Source organism: Citrobacter cronae (genome assembly GCF_016893685.1).
Taxonomy (GTDB): Bacteria; Pseudomonadota; Gammaproteobacteria; order Enterobacterales; family Enterobacteriaceae; genus Citrobacter; species Citrobacter werkmanii.
Genome location: NZ_CP069763.1, coordinates 1,004,067 through 1,019,897 on the forward strand (window position 1 = coordinate 1,004,067; position 15,831 = coordinate 1,019,897).

The window sequence follows — 15,831 nt, forward strand, 5'->3', positions numbered from 1 at the left end:
GGAAGATTACGCTTCGATCGCCGCGCGCAGTTTTTTCATGGCGTTCTTTTCAAGCTGACGAACACGTTCAGCGGAAACGCCGTAGCGATCGGCCAGTTCCTGCAACGTCGACTTGTTGTCTTCGTCCAGCCAACGGGCGCGGATGATATCCTGGCTACGTTCGTCCAGACCTTCCATGGCGTGAGTCAGTTTGTTCGCGGCCTGATCTTCCCAGTTATCTTCTTCAATGCCATCGGCAAAGTTAGAGGATTTATCCTGCAGATACAGAACCGGCGCCATCGGCTGGCTGTCGGACTCGTCGTCTGAAGACATATCAAACGTCATGTCCTGCGCCGCCATACGGGATTCCATTTCGCGCACGTCTTTGCTGGAAACACCCAGCTCACGAGCCACCATTTCAACTTCGTCCTGGTTGAACCAACCCAGACGCTGCTTGGTTTTACGCAGGTTAAAGAACAGCTTACGCTGTGCTTTAGTGGTCGCGACTTTCACGATACGCCAGTTACGCAGAACGTATTCATGGATCTCAGCTTTGATCCAGTGCACGGCGAAAGAAACCAGGCGCACACCCACTTCCGGGTTGAAACGGCGCACGGCTTTCATCAGGCCGATATTACCTTCCTGAATCAGATCCGCCTGCGGCAGGCCATAGCCCGCGTAGTTACGAGCAATATGAACAACAAAGCGCAGGTGAGACAGGATCAGCGTTTTAGCTGCTTCCAGATCGCCCTGGTAATGCAGCTTTTCAGCCAGCGCCCGCTCCTCGTCAGCCGACAACATCGGCCACGCGTTCGCAGCCCGGATGTAAGACTCCAGGTTACCAACAGGGGCTAAAGCTAAATTTTGCATTTCTTTGGTCATTCAAATCCTCTCAATCTTTTCATCTGGCGCGTTGGAAAAAACTAATTAACAAAAACCAGTAGCAACAACCATGCCAGAGCTTATGAGCAACGAGAATATCATTCAATCTTTTATCAGACAGTGATTTTATCCACAAGTTCCATGTCGTAATGTGTATAGATTACGCACAAAATGTGACATCACAATGAATACGCCGGGAAGAGATAACAGGGACTCTTTCCCTGCAGAGCGAACTACTCAGTGCAGGGAAAGATTATACCAGAGATTTTTTAATCGGGGGTAAAGTGGCGTAAATGTTGAACCGTGGCAAGCCAGGCTGCCACCCAGCCGATCATTGAGCACACCAGCAGTAACAACAGGCACTCGTCGAATGATAAACCATTGATATCAAACTTAGTTCCAAAGACCTGCGCCACTTCAGTAACCGCTGACGACAGACGCATCACCAAAATTTCTGACAAAATCAGTGAAAGAAATGCGCCGGAAAAACCGAGCAGCGCGCCGCCGTAAAGGAATGGGCGCAGGATAAATCCGTCGGTTGCGCCAATCAGCTTCTGCACGTTAATGGTATCGCGACGCGCAAAAATACTCAGGCGCACGCTGTTACCAATGACGAGGAAGACCGCCGCCACCATCAGCACGCCAATCATCGCGGATACGCGCCCCACGAGTCCCGTCAGCGCCGCCAGACGAGCAAACCAGCTGTCATCCATTCGCACTTCATCAATACCGTTGATTTGTGCAATACGGTCGCGCAGGGTGTTCAGCGACTCCGTCCCCTGGAAGTCCAGTTTCGGGATAACTACCGCTACGGCAGGAAGCGGGTTCTCTTCCAGCATGTCCAGCGCGCCGCCAAAACCGGACCAGTTACGGAATTCGCCCAGCGCATCTTCGCGGGAAAGATAATTTACTTTCTCAACGCCCTGTTCGGCCTGCAACTGACCAACCACCCGCGCCGCCGCGTCATCATCCAGCGTTTTTTGCAGATAGACGGTGATTTGCGGCGAAGGATAATACTGGCTTGCCGCCTGGTTTACGTTTTTATAAACCATGTAGCACACGCTTGGCAGCGTCAGGGAGATGGCGATCACCATTACCGTGAGGAACGTCGCCAACGGCTTACTTTTCAAGTCCTGCAACGCGCCATGGAACGCATAGCGCACCTGCTCGTTAAAAACGTTGGTTTTACGTGAGTTCGGTTTTGGCGCGGCTTTCGCTCGTTTTGGCGCATTGCGACCACCGTCACCCGGCGCGCCGCCTGATTTACGAAAACGATCCAGTCGGCCACCGAACTGTTTGATTTGATTGATAGCGTCACGTCTATTCATGCGCCAGGCCTCCATGCAGGTGTCCATCACTCAGGACCAGCTGGCGGTAGGAGCGACGGGAGATCAGTCCGATGTCATGCGTAGCCATTAATACCGTGACCCCGACGCGGTTAAACTCTTCGAACAGGCGCAGGATCCCTTCCGACAGCGCGTCATCCAGGTTCCCCGTCGGTTCATCCGCCAGCAGTACCGCAGGTTTATTCACCACCGCGCGGGCGATACCCACGCGCTGTTGTTCACCGCCAGAGAGCTGAATCGGGAAGTTTTTCGCTTTGTCCAACAGCCCGACCTTATCCAGTGCCGCTGACACGCGACGACGAATATCGTCCCCGCTGGCGCCCGCGATGATCAGCGGGATTGCCACGTTGTCAAATACGGTTCTGTCCATCAACAGGTGGTGATCCTGAAAAATCATGCCAATCTGACGACGCAGAAACGGCACTTCACGGTTTTTCAAACGGCTGATGTCATGCCCGCTGAAGTAGATTTTCCCGGCGCTGGGCCGTTCAATTCCACAGATCAGCTTCAGCAGGGTACTTTTACCCGCACCAGAGTGGCCGGTCAGAAACGCCATCTCGCCAGGCTGCATATGGAAGGTCACTCCCTGCAGCGCTTGTCTCCCACCGAGATAGGCCTTGCTGACATGTTCAAAGCGAATCATTGTTAATCCTCTCGGGCAAAAAGTGCCTCTATAAAATCGTCCGCTTTAAACGGACGTAAATCCTCGATACGTTCGCCCACACCAATATAGCGGATAGGGATGCCAAACTGATCGGCAACCGAGAAGATGACCCCACCCTTCGCCGTACCGTCCAGCTTGGTCAGGGTGATACCGGTTAAGCCCACCGCTTCATGGAACAGTTTGGCCTGGCTTATCGCATTCTGCCCGGTACTGGCGTCGATAGTCAGCATAACTTCATGCGGCGCCTCTTCGTCGAGCTTCTTCATAACGCGAACGATTTTTTTCAGTTCTTCCATCAGGTGCGATTTGTTCTGCAAACGCCCTGCGGTATCAGCGATCAGCACGTCTACGTTACGTGCCTTCGCGGCCTGGATGGCATCAAAGATAACGGAGGCGGAATCCGCACCGGTATGCTGCGCAATCACCGGGATATTGTTACGCTGACCCCAGACCTGCAACTGCTCTACCGCTGCCGCACGGAAGGTATCGCCTGCCGCCAGCATCACCGTTTTACCCTGCTGCTCAAACTGACGCGCCAGCTTACCAATGGTAGTCGTTTTACCCACGCCGTTTACGCCAACCATTAAGATAACAAATGGCGTTTTACCCTCGACGTTCAGCGGCTCATCAACCTTCGCCAGGATCTCGCCCATCTCATCTTTCAGCAGGCCATACAGCGCTTCTGCATCTTTGAGCTGCTTGCGGCTGGCGCCTTCCGTCAGATTCGCAATAATCTTACGGGTCGTTTCTACGCCCACATCCGCAATCAGCAACTGCTCTTCCAGCTCTTCAAACAGATCATCGTCGATCTTTTTACCGCGGAACAGACTGATAAATCCGGAACCGAGGTTTTCTTTTGTTTTCAGCAGACTGCGTTTCAGACGCGCAAAGAAACCTTCTTTAGTTGGTTTTTCCTGCTCCTGGACCGCCTCTTCTTCTACCGGTTTTTCAACGGCAGGTTCTTCAACCGGCACCACCATGACGGCTTCTTCCGCCGCCTCGGCAGCCAGGGCCTGCGCTTCCAGTTCTTCGTCAGTCAGTTGCGGTTCGTTTTCGGCTTCTTCTTCAACCGCCTCGACGATTTCGACAGTTTCCGCTTCAGCCTGCCACTCTTCGGCAGAAACATCTGCGGTTTTCACCTCTTCCGGCAGCGGCAATTCTTCGCGTTCGATAACTGCCGCCGCAGGGGTTTCCACTTCAGGTTCAACAGTGGATTCAGCAACCGCCTCAGCCTCCGGCTGCGGTTGCCCGGCAACAGGCGCTGCTTCCGGCTGCAGTTTTTCGATTTCAGCAACTTGTTCCGTGACTTCAACAACTTCAGCAGCAAAGGCTTGTGTTTGTGCCTCGCTACGGGTTTCCTCGGCGCGCGGCTGTTCGTCAACGACGGTAGTTTCTTCAGCAACCGGTTGTTGTTCTTCGTTTTTTAGTTCTGTCTCGTTTTCCGGTGCCTGCTCTTTTTGACCAAAGCCCAGCCAGGAAAAAAAGCCACGTTTTTTCTCTTTCGCCATTTGCGACTACACTCCCCCGCTGTTGCTTCATGGCACAGCGTCAACGCTATGTACATAGCAGCTAAAAAAATGATGAAATAGTCTATCACTTATACCCAATGAATTTCGAGTTACGTCAAGGCGGCAAGCGCACGAATCCCGATGAGCTTACTTTTAGTAAGTGATTCGGGTGAGTAAGTGCAGCTAACGAAGAGGTAACTTGAAAGGCGACGGGTTAACTTAACTCACATCACCGCCTGGAATGACATGCTATAGGCGGATTGAGCAATAATAGAAATGAAAAAACCGAATCACTCTGGTAGCGGCCAGATCCGCATTATTGGCGGGCAATGGCGTGGCCGTAAACTCCCGGTTCCGGACAGCCCCGGCCTGCGCCCGACCACTGACCGCGTACGCGAAACCTTATTTAACTGGTTGGCCCCGGTAATGGTCGATGCACATTGCCTGGACTGCTTCGCCGGCAGCGGCGCGTTGGGGCTGGAAGCGCTCTCTCGCTATGCGGCAAATGCGACGCTTCTGGAGATGGATCGCGCGGTATCGCAGCAGTTGCAAAAGAATCTTGCTACGCTGAAGGCAAATCATGCCCGCGTCGTCAACACCAATACGCTGGCGTTTCTGGCCCAACCTGGTACGCCGCATAACGTGGTGTTCGTTGATCCGCCGTTTCGCAAAGGATTACTGGAAGAAACTTTAACGCTTCTGGAAACCCATGGTTGGCTGGCAGATGAAGCGTATATTTACGTTGAGAGCGAAGTCGAAAACGGCCTGCCGCCGGTTCCGGTAAACTGGTCGCTATACCGTGAAAAAGTGGCAGGACAGGTCGCCTACCGCCTGTATCAACGTGGAGCACAAGGAGAGCACGATGCTAATTAATCTGGGACGTCTGTTGATGCTCTGCGTCTGGGCATTTTTATTACTGAATATTTTCCAACCCTTCCCACGCCCGCTTAACATCTTCGTTAACGTCGCGCTGATCTTTATGGTGCTGATGCACGGCATGCAATTGGCGCTGCTAAAAAGCACCATGCCAAAAGATGGCCCGCAGATGACCAGCGGGGAGAAAATCCGCATTTTCCTGTTCGGCGTCTTTGAGCTGCTGGTCTGGCAGAAGAAGATTAAGGACCAGTTGAAGAAGTAACTGGGATGTTTTCGCCCGGCGGCGCGTTGCGAGCCGGGGCGACAAAATTTGTAGGCCGGATAAGGCGTAACCGCCATCCGGCATCAGTCAGATGAAACCTTAGCGTTCAGCCGTAAAATCAATAAAACGCGAACCTTTATAACTCAGCGTGCCCTTGTCTCCGACCGTTAGCGCATGGTACTGCCGGGCATCCAGGCGAAACGTCTGCTCCAGACCGCCGCTTTGCGGCTTAAAGCTGGCTTCATAGCGCATGCTGGTTCCTGCCGGGCTCACTTCCTGTTGACGGGATCGCCGATCGTTAAGTGGTTTTTCCCGCTTATTACTCACTACCACCTGCTTTTGCACCAGCGGTGCTGCATCGTTATCCGCTTTTTCACGCCGCTGCTGGACAAAGCGAAACGACGCGGCGACAACAATTAAGACAATGATAACAATGAAAAAAAGTGGCGGTTTGCTCATAGTATTAACCCATCAGAAAATGCGGAAATAAGCATACATTGCCTGTTATGGTGTTGTCATCTGGCAGTGTCGACCTCTACACTGAACAATAGAGCCGTAAGCACCCCGCTTACGAAAAAATAACGAATTCAAGGAACTAAGATGCTTTGGTCGTTTATCGCTGTCTGCCTTTCCGCATGGCTGTTCGTGGATGCTTCCTATCGTGGGCCCGCCTGGCAACGCTGGGTCTTTAAACCCCTCACTTTACTCCTGCTGGCGCTGCTGGCCTGGCAGGCGCCAATGTTTAACGCCATCAGCTATCTGGTGCTGGCAGGGCTGCTTGCCTCACTGCTGGGCGATGCGCTGACGCTGTTGCCGCGCCAACGTCTGCTCTACGCCGTGGGGGCGTTTTTCCTCTCGCACCTGCTGTATACCATCTATTTCGCCAGCCAAATGACGCTGTCGTTCTTCTGGCCTTTGCCATTGGTATTGGTGGTGCTGGGGGCGTTGCTGATCGCCATCATCTGGACACGGCTGGAAGAGCTGCGTTTAGCCATCTGTACTTTTATCGGCATCACGCTGATGATGGTCTGGATGGCGGGCGAACTGTGGTTCTTCCGTCCCACTGGCCCCGCGCTGTCGGCATTCCTCGGCGCCTCATTATTGTTCATCGGCAATTTTGTCTGGCTGGGTAGCCATTATCGCCGCCGCTTCCGCGCCGATAACGCCATTGCCGCCGCCTGCTACTTCGCCGGACATTTCCTGATTGTTCGTTCGTTGTATCTCTAATATCGCTTGACTCTGGAGTCGACTCCAGAGTGTATCCTTCGGTTAATACGAAATGATTATTAACCGGAGGATGCCATGTCGACGCCCGATGCCCCTGGCAAAAAAGCCCCACAATTTTCTTCTTTCAAGCCAGCGCCAGCCCCAAAAAAGGCGGACGACTGCTGCTGCGAAGGAAGTTGCTCCACCCCTACCACCGTATCCGAAAGCGTAATGGGCACCCGTTATTCCTGGAAAGTGGCAGGAATGGACTGTGCCGCCTGCGCCCGAAAAGTGGAAAATGCGGTCCGCCAGGTGAGCGGCGTCAACCAGGTCCAGGTGCTGTTCGCCACCGAAAAACTGGTCGTCGACGCGGGTTCTGATATCCGTCAGCAAGTTGAAAGCGCGGTACAAAAGGCAGGTTATGCCCTACGCGATGAACAAGCGCCGGAAGCCGCCCCCGAATCACGTCTGAAAGAGAACCTGCCGCTGATTTCGCTGATAATCATGATGGCGATTAGCTGGGGGCTGGAGCAGTTCAATCATCCTTTCGGTCAGATAGCGTTTATCGCCACCACGCTGGTCGGCTTGTATCCCATTGCCCGCCAGGCCCTGCGTCTGATGAAAACCGGCAGCTACTTCGCCATTGAAACGTTGATGAGCGTGGCCGCGATTGGCGCACTGTTTATCGGCGCGACGGCGGAAGCCGCCATGGTGCTACTGCTGTTTTTAATTGGCGAGCGCCTGGAAGGGTGGGCCGCCAGCCGCGCCCGCAAAGGTGTTAGCGCATTGATGGCACTCAAGCCAGAAACCGCCACGCGCCTGCGTAATGGCGAACGCGAAGAGGTCGCAATCAATACGCTCCGGCCTGGCGATGTTATTGAAGTTGCCGCCGGTGGACGTTTACCCGCCGACGGTAAGCTGGTCTCCGGTTTTGCCAGCTTTGATGAAAGCGCCCTGACCGGCGAATCGATCCCGGTTGAACGCGCCACCGGCGAGAAAGTCCCGGCGGGGGCCACCAGCGTGGATCGTCTGGTTACGCTGGAAGTGTTCTCCGAGCCGGGCGCCAGCGCTATCGATCGCATTCTGAAGCTGATTGAAGAAGCGGAAGAACGCCGCGCCCCCATTGAGCGCTTTATTGACCGTTTCAGCCGAATTTATACCCCCGCTATTATGGCGGTTGCGCTGCTGGTTACCCTCGTCCCGCCGCTGCTGTTTGCCGGCTCCTGGCAGGAGTGGATTTATAAAGGACTGACGCTGTTGCTGATTGGCTGCCCGTGCGCGCTGGTTATCTCAACTCCCGCAGCGATTACCTCTGGTCTTGCCGCCGCGGCGCGTCGTGGAGCACTCATTAAAGGCGGTGCGGCACTGGAACAGTTGGGTAGAGTCACGCAGGTGGCGTTTGATAAAACCGGCACCCTGACCATCGGTAAACCGCGCGTGACGGCGATTCATCCGGCAAGCGGTATTGATGAGGCTGAACTGCTGGCGCTGGCAGCGGCGGTAGAGCAAGGTGCAACACACCCACTGGCGCAGGCGATTGTTCGGGAAGCGCAAACGCGCGAGCTGACAATTCCTGTCGCGGAAGAACAGCGGGCGCTGGTTGGCTCCGGAATAGAAGCGCTGATCAACGGCGAGCGCGTGCTGATTTGCGCCGCCGGTAAGCAGCCTGCCGATGCCTTTGCCGGACAGATAAGCGAGCTGGAAAGCGCGGGCCAGACGGTGGTGCTGGTGCTGCGTAACGATACCGTTCTCGGCGTACTGGCCCTACAGGATACGTTGCGCGACGACGCCCGCACTGCCATCAGCGAGCTCAATCAGATCGGCGTGAAAGGGGTGATCCTGACCGGTGATAACCCATGCGCGGCAGCAGCCATTGCCGGGGAGCTGGGTCTGGAATTCAAAGCGGGGTTATTGCCGGAGGATAAGGTGCGAGCCGTTACCTCTCTCAACCAACAGTCGCCGCTGGCAATGGTCGGCGATGGCATCAACGACGCCCCGGCGATGAAAGCGGCGACCATCGGCATTGCCATGGGTAGCGGAACCGACGTCGCCCTGGAAACCGCCGATGCCGCCCTGACCCACAACCGTCTGCGTGGCCTGGTGCAAATGATTCAGTTGGCGCGCGCCACCCATGCCAATATTCGCCAGAACATTGCGATTGCGCTGGGTTTGAAGGGGATTTTCCTCGTCACCACGCTGCTCGGGATAACCGGACTGTGGCTGGCGGTGCTGGCTGATACGGGGGCGACGGTGCTGGTGACCGCGAACGCGTTGCGGTTGTTGCGTAAAGGATAATGTGTGTGCCGGATGCGGCGTTGCCTTATCCGGCCTACAGGTTACACCGTCTTTGTAGGCCGGATGGCGCTTCGCTTAATGACCTTTGCGCACTAAATAGCGGTAAGGCAGCGAGTCGGTCTCTTTGGCTACCAGTTCATGCTCCATAAAGGTACAGAAGCCGGGAATGTCGCGGGTTGTCGCCGGATCGTCGGCGACAATCAGCAGCGTTTCACCCGCCTGCATACCGCGCACAGTTTTACGCACCATCATTACAGGTTCCGGGCAGCGTAGTCCCTGAGCATCAAGCGTATGGTCGGGAGAGGTAAACAGATCGCTCATCGTAGTCTCATTCATGCAAAAACGGCGTTATTTTACGCTCTGTTGTGGCGTAAGCCAATCAGGTTAACGATTGCGTGAAAAACAACCATTGCAATGTGCTCTTAAAGCAGTATCATGCGACGGTTTTTTATTGGGTTCCCTCACCCCATCCAACAAAAAGGTCACAATATGACTCCGTTTACACAATCTCAGCGCGTAAAAGCGTTGTTTTGGCTATCGCTATTTCATCTGCTGGTGATCACCTCCAGCAACTATCTGGTACAGCTACCGATCTCCATTTTTGGTTTCCATACCACATGGGGCGCTTTTAGCTTTCCGTTTATTTTCCTCGCGACCGACCTGACCGTGCGTATTTTTGGCGCGCCGTTGGCACGACGTATCATCTTTGCGGTGATGATCCCCGCGCTGCTGATCTCCTATGTTGTTTCATCACTGTTCTATATGGGATCGTGGCAGGGATTCGGCGCGCTGCTGCACTTTAACCTGTTTGTCGCCCGTATCGCCGCCGCCAGCTTTATGGCTTACGCGCTGGGACAAATTCTGGATGTACATGTCTTTAACCGCCTGCGTCAGAGCCGTCGCTGGTGGCTGGCGCCGACGGCTTCCACGCTGTTTGGCAACATCAGCGATACGTTGGCCTTTTTCTTTATCGCTTTCTGGCGCAGCCCGGATGCCTTTATGGCCGAGCACTGGATGGAAATCGCGCTGGTCGACTACTGCTTCAAGGTACTGATCAGCATTATTTTCTTCCTGCCGATGTACGGCGTGCTGCTGAATATGTTACTGAAAAGGTTGGCAGATAAATCTGAAATATCTGCATTGCAGACGAGTTAAAGGTTCATTTTCCGAGTTGTGATAATATGGTCGAATGAGCCGTTATGGCCGTTTATCGAAAGGAAGAAGTCAATGCGCAATCTGGTTAAATATGTCGGTATTGGCCTGCTGGTTATGGGGCTTGCGGCCTGTGATAATAGCGATACAAAAGCGCCAGCAGAAGGTGCTGCCGCAGAGAGTAGCGCCACCGGACAACCGGTCAGCCTGCTGGACGGCAAACTCAGTTTTTCCCTGCCAGCGGATATGACCGATCAGAGCGGCAAGCTGGGCACCCAGGCAAACAATATGCACGTATATTCTGACGCAACCGGCCAGAAAGCGGTGATTGTGATTGTCGGCGACAATACCAACGAAGATCTTGCCGTACTGGCAAAACGTCTGGAAGATCAGCAGCGTAGCCGCGACCCGCAGTTGCAGGTCGTCACCAATAAATCTATTGAGCTGAAAGGCCACACGCTGCAACAGTTAGACAGCATCATCTCGGCCAAAGGCCAGACCGCTTACTCTTCCGTGGTGCTGGGTAAAGTGGACAACCAACTGCTGACGCTGCAAATCACGCTGCCGGCTGACGATCAGCAAAAAGCGCAAACGACCGCAGAAAACATCATTAACACGCTGGTTATCCAGTAACGGTTAAGACGAAGACTCGGCCTCCGGTGACGCCACCTGAGGCCGTTTTTTTAGCCGCCAGGTCAGCAGTAGCGCTACCGCCACCAGCCCGGCCGCCGCCAGGTAGATAACCGGTACGCCCGCCCACGTCATGACCAGCCCGGCCAGCGGCCCGGTAACGCCCAGCGATAAATCCATAAACACCGTATAGGTCGCCAGCGCAGCGCCCTGATTTTGCTGCGGGACGGCTTTTACCGCCACCACGCCCAGCGCCGGGAAAACCAACGAGAACCCGGCACCTGCCAGCAGAACGCCGATTTTCGCCATCCACGGCATGGAGGCCATGCCCACCAGCAGCAGTCCAACAATCTCGACGCTAAAACAGATCATCGCGACATTGAGCCCACCTAACCGGTTGATACCATTTGGGAATAACAAACGAGTCCCCACAAATGTACAGCTAAAAAGCGTCAGCGCAAAAGCTGCGCCGTCCCAGCCTTTAGCATCATAAAACAGCGTGATAAAGGTGGCGATCACACCAAATCCGGCGGAGGCCAGCGCCAGCGCCATGCCGTACAACCAGACGCGCCCGAGCACAGCGCGAAACGGTAACGGCTTGCCTTTGCTGGCCTTCACCGCCGGTCGAGGGAGCGCCAACAGTATCGCCAGCAGCGCCACGCCCATCACGGTCAGCGCCAGCCCCTGTAAGCCACCCCAGGCGTAACACAATACGCCCAGCGGAGCGCCTATCGCCATCGCGCCATAGGTCACGATGCCGTTCCACGAAATCACCCGTCCGATATGCATTGAGCCAACAACTCCCACGCCCCATAGCGTAGAGCCGGTCCCGGCAAAGCTTTGCCCGATGCCCAGAATCACCCGCCCGATGCATAACAGCAACAAACTTACCAGCGGCCAATCTTGGGTTGATCCTGCCAGCAGGTAACCCAGGCCACTTAAAAAGCAGCCGCACAGCCCGAAGACCACGATTTTTTTCGGCCCCAGCAGATCGGCATAGCGACCGGCATGAGGGCGGCTCAGCAGCGTGGCGAAATATTGCAGGCTGATGACCAGTCCCGCCCAGAAGGCGCTAAATCCCATCACATCATGGACATAGCCGGGCAATACCGCGAGCGGCAGGCCGATGGTCAGATAGCTGGCGAAGTTAAACATCACCACCGAAACAATGCGCAGATTAAGGCGCAAACCGCTTAACGTCGGTTCAGCGACGGGTTCGGGCATGGAAGGTCACCACATTTTCACAACAGTGTTTCATTTCTACCATGTTGCAGACCATAAATCAGCAGCCAGTTTAGGAATAACAGACGCAAGCCAACCGCTACACTTAATGCAAAAACGCAAACAGGAAGAAAACATGACAACCGCTCAACCCGATAAAACGGGTATGCATATTCTGCTCAAACTGGCCGCTTTGGTGGTGATCCTCGCGGGCATCCATGCCGCGGCGGATATCATTGTGCAACTGTTGCTGGCGCTCTTTTTTGCCATCGTATTGAACCCGCTGGTCACCTGGTTTATTCGCCGGGGTGTGCGTCGCCCGGTAGCCATTACGTTAGTGGTCGTGGTAATGCTGATTGTTCTTACGGCGCTGGTTGGCGTGCTGGCATCGTCGATCACTGAGTTCATGGCCATGCTGCCAAAGTACAATAAGGAGCTGACGCGCAAAGTTCTGTATCTGCAAGAAATGGTCCCCTTTCTGAACCTGCATATGTCCCCGGAGCGCATGTTGCAGCGTATGGACTCCGACAAACTGATGACCTTCACGACCACGCTAATGACGAGTCTTTCCGGCGCCATGGCCAGCGTCGTCCTGCTGGTAATGACGGTCGTCTTTATGCTGTTTGAAGTGCGCCATGTTCCTTATAAGCTGCGCTTTGCGTTAAACAATCCGCAGATTCATATTGCGGGGCTGCATCGGGCGCTGAAGGGCGTTTCACACTATCTGGCGCTGAAAACGTTGCTCAGCTTATGGACCGGCGCCATTGTCTGGCTCGGGCTGGCGCTGATGGGGATTCAGTTTGCTCTGATGTGGGGCGTGCTGGCATTCCTGCTAAACTACGTGCCCAACATTGGCTCGGTCATTTCCGCCGTCCCGCCCATGATTCAGGCGTTGCTGTTCAACGGCATTTACGAATGCGTGCTGGTTGGCGCGCTGTTTCTGGTCGTGCATATGGTGATTGGTAATATTCTCGAACCCCGTATGATGGGGCACCGCCTGGGATTATCGACGCTGATCGTCTTTCTCTCCCTGTTGGTATGGGGATGGCTGCTCGGCCCGGTCGGCATGTTACTCTCCGTGCCGTTAACCAGCGTGTGTAAAATCTGGATGGAAACCACCAAAGGCGGCAGCAAACTGGCAATTTTGCTCGGACCAGGCAGGCCCAAAAGTCGATTACCGGGATAAACTTGCAAATGGCACGTGAAGAATGATACACAACCCCATTATTACTAAAGGTTAGTCCTGATATGTATCAGCTCGTTCTTGGGAAAGTTTCTGTTTTAAGCGCTAGCGAACTGCCTGCCGCGATGAAAGAGCAAGCGCCGCAAGGTGCTCGCCGGGCACGCTGGCTGGCAGGCCGTGTGCTGCTTTCCCATGCCCTTTCGCCATTGCCGGACATTGTCTACGGCGAGCAAGGGAAACCCGCTTTTCCCGCTGATACGCCGCTGTGGTTCAATCTCAGCCATAGCGGCGATGACATCGTCCTGCTGCTCAGCGACGAAGGGGAAGTCGGCTGCGATATTGAAGTTATTCGCCCCCGCGATAACTGGCAGTCGCTGGCAAATACGGTATTCAGTCTTGGGGAACATGCTGAAGTTGAAGCCGAACGCCCGGAGCAACAGCTGGCGGCGTTCTGGCGCATCTGGACGCGCAAAGAAGCCATAGTAAAACAGCGTGGCGGCAGCGCCTGGCAAATCGTCAGCGTCGATAGCACCGCGCTGACCTCCTCACTCTCCGTCAGCCAGTGCCAGATCGATACCCTGAGCCTGGCGGTGTGCACCCCCACGCCATTTACCCTGACCGCCGACGCCGTGCAGCGTCTGGAAGCCTTAGCGTAAATTTTCCGGGAAGTTTTTCGGCAACTCACTCGCCGCGCAGGCAATCACGTCGTCATTATCTGCCCCGCAGTCGCGCACGAAGGTGATGGTCGCGAACTCATCAATCACCTCGGTTGGATACGCCGGACCCGCATCGCGATACGACATCATCAGCGGAATATGATCATTCTGGAAGCACACCGTTTTTTCCGGATTGTTGATCACCCAGCGCGGGAAAAAGATGGTGCCGTGAAAGAGTTTGTCGCCCAGGTTTACGATCAGGCTGACGTCGGTCCCGGTCGGTTCGGTCCAGGAAATTTTATAAACACTCGCCCCTACCCGCACAATATATGCCCGCTGATCTTTCACCCAACGATTACCCACAATACCGCTGTGGATGCGGTAATCCAGCGTGGTCTCATTTTTTACGTAAATCTCGTAATTCCAGCCATTATCGTAGGTATAGACCAGATGTTTGCCGACAAATCCGCTCAAATCATGTTTATCAAAAGCGCTCATATTCGTTCTCCTCTTACTTGATGCGAGGATCTTAACGCTTCAAAAATTGGATGAATAACGCTATGTTTACATCATATTCATTCAATTTTTAGATAAGTTATGCACAAAACAACCCTTGAGCAATGGGCCCTGTTGGAGAAAGTGGTGGAACTGGGCAGCTTTGCGAAAGCCGCGGAAGAGACCAACCGTAGCCAGTCATCGGTAAGCTACAATCTGGCGCTATTGCAGGAGCGACTCGGCGTGACGCTGCTGACGCCGGAAGGCCGCAGGGCGGTGTTGACCCCGGCGGGCGAGCTTTTGCTAGCTCAGGTCAAACCGTTACTGAAGGCCTTTTTATGGGTGGAGACCCGGGCAGCAACGCTGCAAAACGGCACACGAACACGGCTGGATTTGCTGGTAGATAGCATCTTCCCACGCAGACGCCTGTTCGCAATCCTCAAACAGTTTCAGCAGGCGTGGCCGCAAACGCAGGTGCGGCTGACCGAGGTACTGGAAAATGCAGACGACAGGCTGGCAGCGCATGCCGATGCGGACGTAATGGTCCTGACCCGGCGTCAGGATGTGACCGGGCGTGGTGAATGGCTGATGAACATTGACTTCGTGGCCGTTGCCCATCGCGATCACCCACTCTGCACGCTGAATGCGCCGCTGGATGAAGAGGCATTACGCGCGTGGCCACTGATTCGCATTGCCGATCGCGACAACCCGCAGCAACCGGTTCGCGATGCCTGGACCTTCTCTACCATTGATGCCGCGATTGATGCAGTGATGTATCAAGTCGGTTACGGCTGGCTGCCTGAGGAGCGTATTCAGACGCAATTGGCCCAGGGGCTTTTACGTCCGCTGCCGTTAAGCCATGGCGCTCGCCGCGCCACGCCGCTGCATCTGATCGTTAAAGATACTCTCGCGCCGCTGGATGAGCAGGTGAGCACGCTACTGCGTTTATTGCGGGAGCATTAACCTTTTCCCCAGAGGCCGAACGTGTGTTACAAAATACGCTAATTCCCGCATTCTCTGTGCGTCAACGCGCCACATGAAAGGTTAATTGCAGATGCAACGAGTCACCATTACCCTCGATGACGATTTACTGGAAACGCTCGACGGCCTGAGCCAGCGCCGTGGCTACAACAACCGTTCCGAAGCGATCCGCGATATTCTGCGCGGGGCGCTGGCGCAAGAAACCACCCAGGAGCACGGCACCCAGGGCTTCGCGGTACTCTCGTATGTTTATGAGCATGAGAAGCGCGACCTGGCGAGCCGTATTGTTTCCACCCAGCACCACCACCATGATTTATCGGTCGCCACATTACATGTGCATATCAACCATGACGACTGCCTGGAAATCGCCGTGCTGAAAGGCGACATGGGCGATGTACAGCATTTTGCCGATGACGTCATTTCCCAGCGCGGCGTACGCCACGGTCATTTGCAGTGCCTGCCGAAAGAAGAGTGATTGCCTGTTTCGTTGCCGGA

Annotated in this window: 18 protein-coding genes; 10 read left to right on the plus strand and 8 right to left on the minus strand. The window is 54.8% G+C overall.

Going from position 1 to position 15,831, the window contains the following annotated elements; translation table 11 throughout:
- Positions 1 to 6: 6 nt before the first annotated feature.
- From rpoH to ftsY, 4 genes are all read right to left on the minus strand, one after another.
- The gene (gene rpoH / locus JSN25_RS04475; protein WP_038634997.1) at positions 7 to 861 is read right to left on the minus strand and encodes an RNA polymerase sigma factor RpoH; all 855 of its coding nucleotides are present in this window, start codon (positions 859 to 861) and stop codon (positions 7 to 9) included.
- A gap of 269 nt (positions 862 to 1,130) precedes the next feature.
- Entirely contained in the window at positions 1,131 to 2,189 is a 1,059-nt protein-coding gene (gene ftsX / locus JSN25_RS04480) for a permease-like cell division protein FtsX (protein WP_038635001.1), read from the minus strand.
- Positions 2,182 to 2,850: a cell division ATP-binding protein FtsE gene (gene ftsE, locus JSN25_RS04485; RefSeq protein ID WP_006687468.1), complete on the minus strand. Its 669-nt coding sequence runs from the start codon at positions 2,848 to 2,850 to the stop codon at positions 2,182 to 2,184. The genes ftsX and ftsE overlap by 8 nt, the downstream gene beginning before the upstream one ends.
- Positions 2,851 to 2,852: 2 nt before the next feature.
- Positions 2,853 to 4,379, minus strand: coding sequence for a signal recognition particle-docking protein FtsY (gene ftsY / locus JSN25_RS04490; RefSeq protein WP_085049033.1), 1,527 nt, complete (start codon positions 4,377 to 4,379; stop codon positions 2,853 to 2,855).
- A 276-nt stretch (positions 4,380 to 4,655) separates the two neighbouring features.
- Here ftsY and rsmD point away from each other — a divergent pair, with 276 nt between their 5' ends.
- Positions 4,656 to 5,252, plus strand: coding sequence for a 16S rRNA (guanine(966)-N(2))-methyltransferase (rsmD, locus tag JSN25_RS04495; RefSeq protein ID WP_204525472.1), 597 nt, complete (start codon positions 4,656 to 4,658; stop codon positions 5,250 to 5,252).
- A complete protein-coding gene (locus tag JSN25_RS04500; RefSeq protein WP_042311836.1) occupies positions 5,242 to 5,517 on the plus strand; it encodes a DUF1145 family protein in 276 nt (91 codons plus the stop codon). Before rsmD ends, JSN25_RS04500 begins: the two co-directional genes overlap by 11 nt.
- Positions 5,518 to 5,616: 99 nt before the next feature.
- Here JSN25_RS04500 and JSN25_RS04505 read toward each other — a convergent pair whose 3' ends face one another.
- On the minus strand, positions 5,617 to 5,976 hold the full coding sequence (locus JSN25_RS04505; RefSeq protein ID WP_038635012.1) for a DUF2500 domain-containing protein: 360 nt from the start codon (positions 5,974 to 5,976) through the stop codon (positions 5,617 to 5,619).
- Positions 5,977 to 6,117: 141 nt separating this feature from the next.
- Here JSN25_RS04505 and JSN25_RS04510 point away from each other — a divergent pair, with 141 nt between their 5' ends.
- Complete coding sequence (locus JSN25_RS04510) at positions 6,118 to 6,744, plus strand: lysoplasmalogenase (protein ID WP_038635015.1); 627 nt, start codon at positions 6,118 to 6,120, stop codon at positions 6,742 to 6,744.
- A gap of 75 nt (positions 6,745 to 6,819) precedes the next feature.
- Positions 6,820 to 9,018, plus strand: a complete 2,199-nt coding sequence (zntA, locus tag JSN25_RS04515; RefSeq protein ID WP_204525473.1) for a Zn(II)/Cd(II)/Pb(II) translocating P-type ATPase ZntA — start codon at positions 6,820 to 6,822, stop codon at positions 9,016 to 9,018.
- Positions 9,019 to 9,093: 75 nt separating this feature from the next.
- On the opposite strand, the gene tusA is transcribed toward zntA, so the two are convergent.
- The gene (tusA, locus tag JSN25_RS04520; protein WP_038635021.1) at positions 9,094 to 9,339 is read right to left on the minus strand and encodes a sulfurtransferase TusA; all 246 of its coding nucleotides are present in this window, start codon (positions 9,337 to 9,339) and stop codon (positions 9,094 to 9,096) included.
- A 168-nt stretch (positions 9,340 to 9,507) separates the two neighbouring features.
- Here tusA and JSN25_RS04525 point away from each other — a divergent pair, with 168 nt between their 5' ends.
- Positions 9,508 to 10,173 (plus strand): 7-cyano-7-deazaguanine/7-aminomethyl-7-deazaguanine transporter, encoded by a 666-nt coding sequence (locus tag JSN25_RS04525; RefSeq protein WP_038635023.1) that lies wholly within the window; start codon positions 9,508 to 9,510, stop codon positions 10,171 to 10,173.
- 72 nt (positions 10,174 to 10,245) lie between these two features.
- Positions 10,246 to 10,803, plus strand: coding sequence for a DcrB family lipoprotein (locus JSN25_RS04530; RefSeq protein WP_016154847.1), 558 nt, complete (start codon positions 10,246 to 10,248; stop codon positions 10,801 to 10,803).
- Positions 10,804 to 10,806: 3 nt separating this feature from the next.
- Here the strand turns inward: JSN25_RS04530 and JSN25_RS04535 are convergent, their stop codons facing one another.
- Positions 10,807 to 12,024, minus strand: coding sequence for an MFS transporter (locus JSN25_RS04535; protein ID WP_038635029.1), 1,218 nt, complete (start codon positions 12,022 to 12,024; stop codon positions 10,807 to 10,809).
- A gap of 133 nt (positions 12,025 to 12,157) precedes the next feature.
- Here JSN25_RS04535 and JSN25_RS04540 point away from each other — a divergent pair, with 133 nt between their 5' ends.
- Both JSN25_RS04540 and acpT read left to right on the plus strand, forming a co-directional pair.
- Positions 12,158 to 13,207, plus strand: coding sequence for an AI-2E family transporter (locus tag JSN25_RS04540; protein ID WP_032940622.1), 1,050 nt, complete (start codon positions 12,158 to 12,160; stop codon positions 13,205 to 13,207).
- 62 nt (positions 13,208 to 13,269) lie between these two features.
- On the plus strand, positions 13,270 to 13,860 hold the full coding sequence (gene acpT / locus JSN25_RS04545) for a 4'-phosphopantetheinyl transferase AcpT (protein ID WP_204525474.1): 591 nt from the start codon (positions 13,270 to 13,272) through the stop codon (positions 13,858 to 13,860).
- Here acpT and JSN25_RS04550 read toward each other — a convergent pair.
- Positions 13,852 to 14,358, minus strand: a complete 507-nt coding sequence (locus tag JSN25_RS04550; protein WP_038635035.1) for a phenolic acid decarboxylase — start codon at positions 14,356 to 14,358, stop codon at positions 13,852 to 13,854. The genes acpT and JSN25_RS04550 overlap by 9 nt on opposite strands.
- Before the next feature lie 99 nt (positions 14,359 to 14,457).
- Between JSN25_RS04550 and JSN25_RS04555 the strand changes: the two genes are divergently transcribed.
- Positions 14,458 to 15,318, plus strand: a complete 861-nt coding sequence (locus tag JSN25_RS04555) for a LysR family transcriptional regulator (protein ID WP_160955342.1) — start codon at positions 14,458 to 14,460, stop codon at positions 15,316 to 15,318.
- 91 nt (positions 15,319 to 15,409) lie between these two features.
- Entirely contained in the window at positions 15,410 to 15,811 is a 402-nt protein-coding gene (gene nikR / locus JSN25_RS04560) for a nickel-responsive transcriptional regulator NikR (RefSeq protein ID WP_006687486.1), read from the plus strand.
- Positions 15,812 to 15,831: the final 20 nt, after the last annotated feature.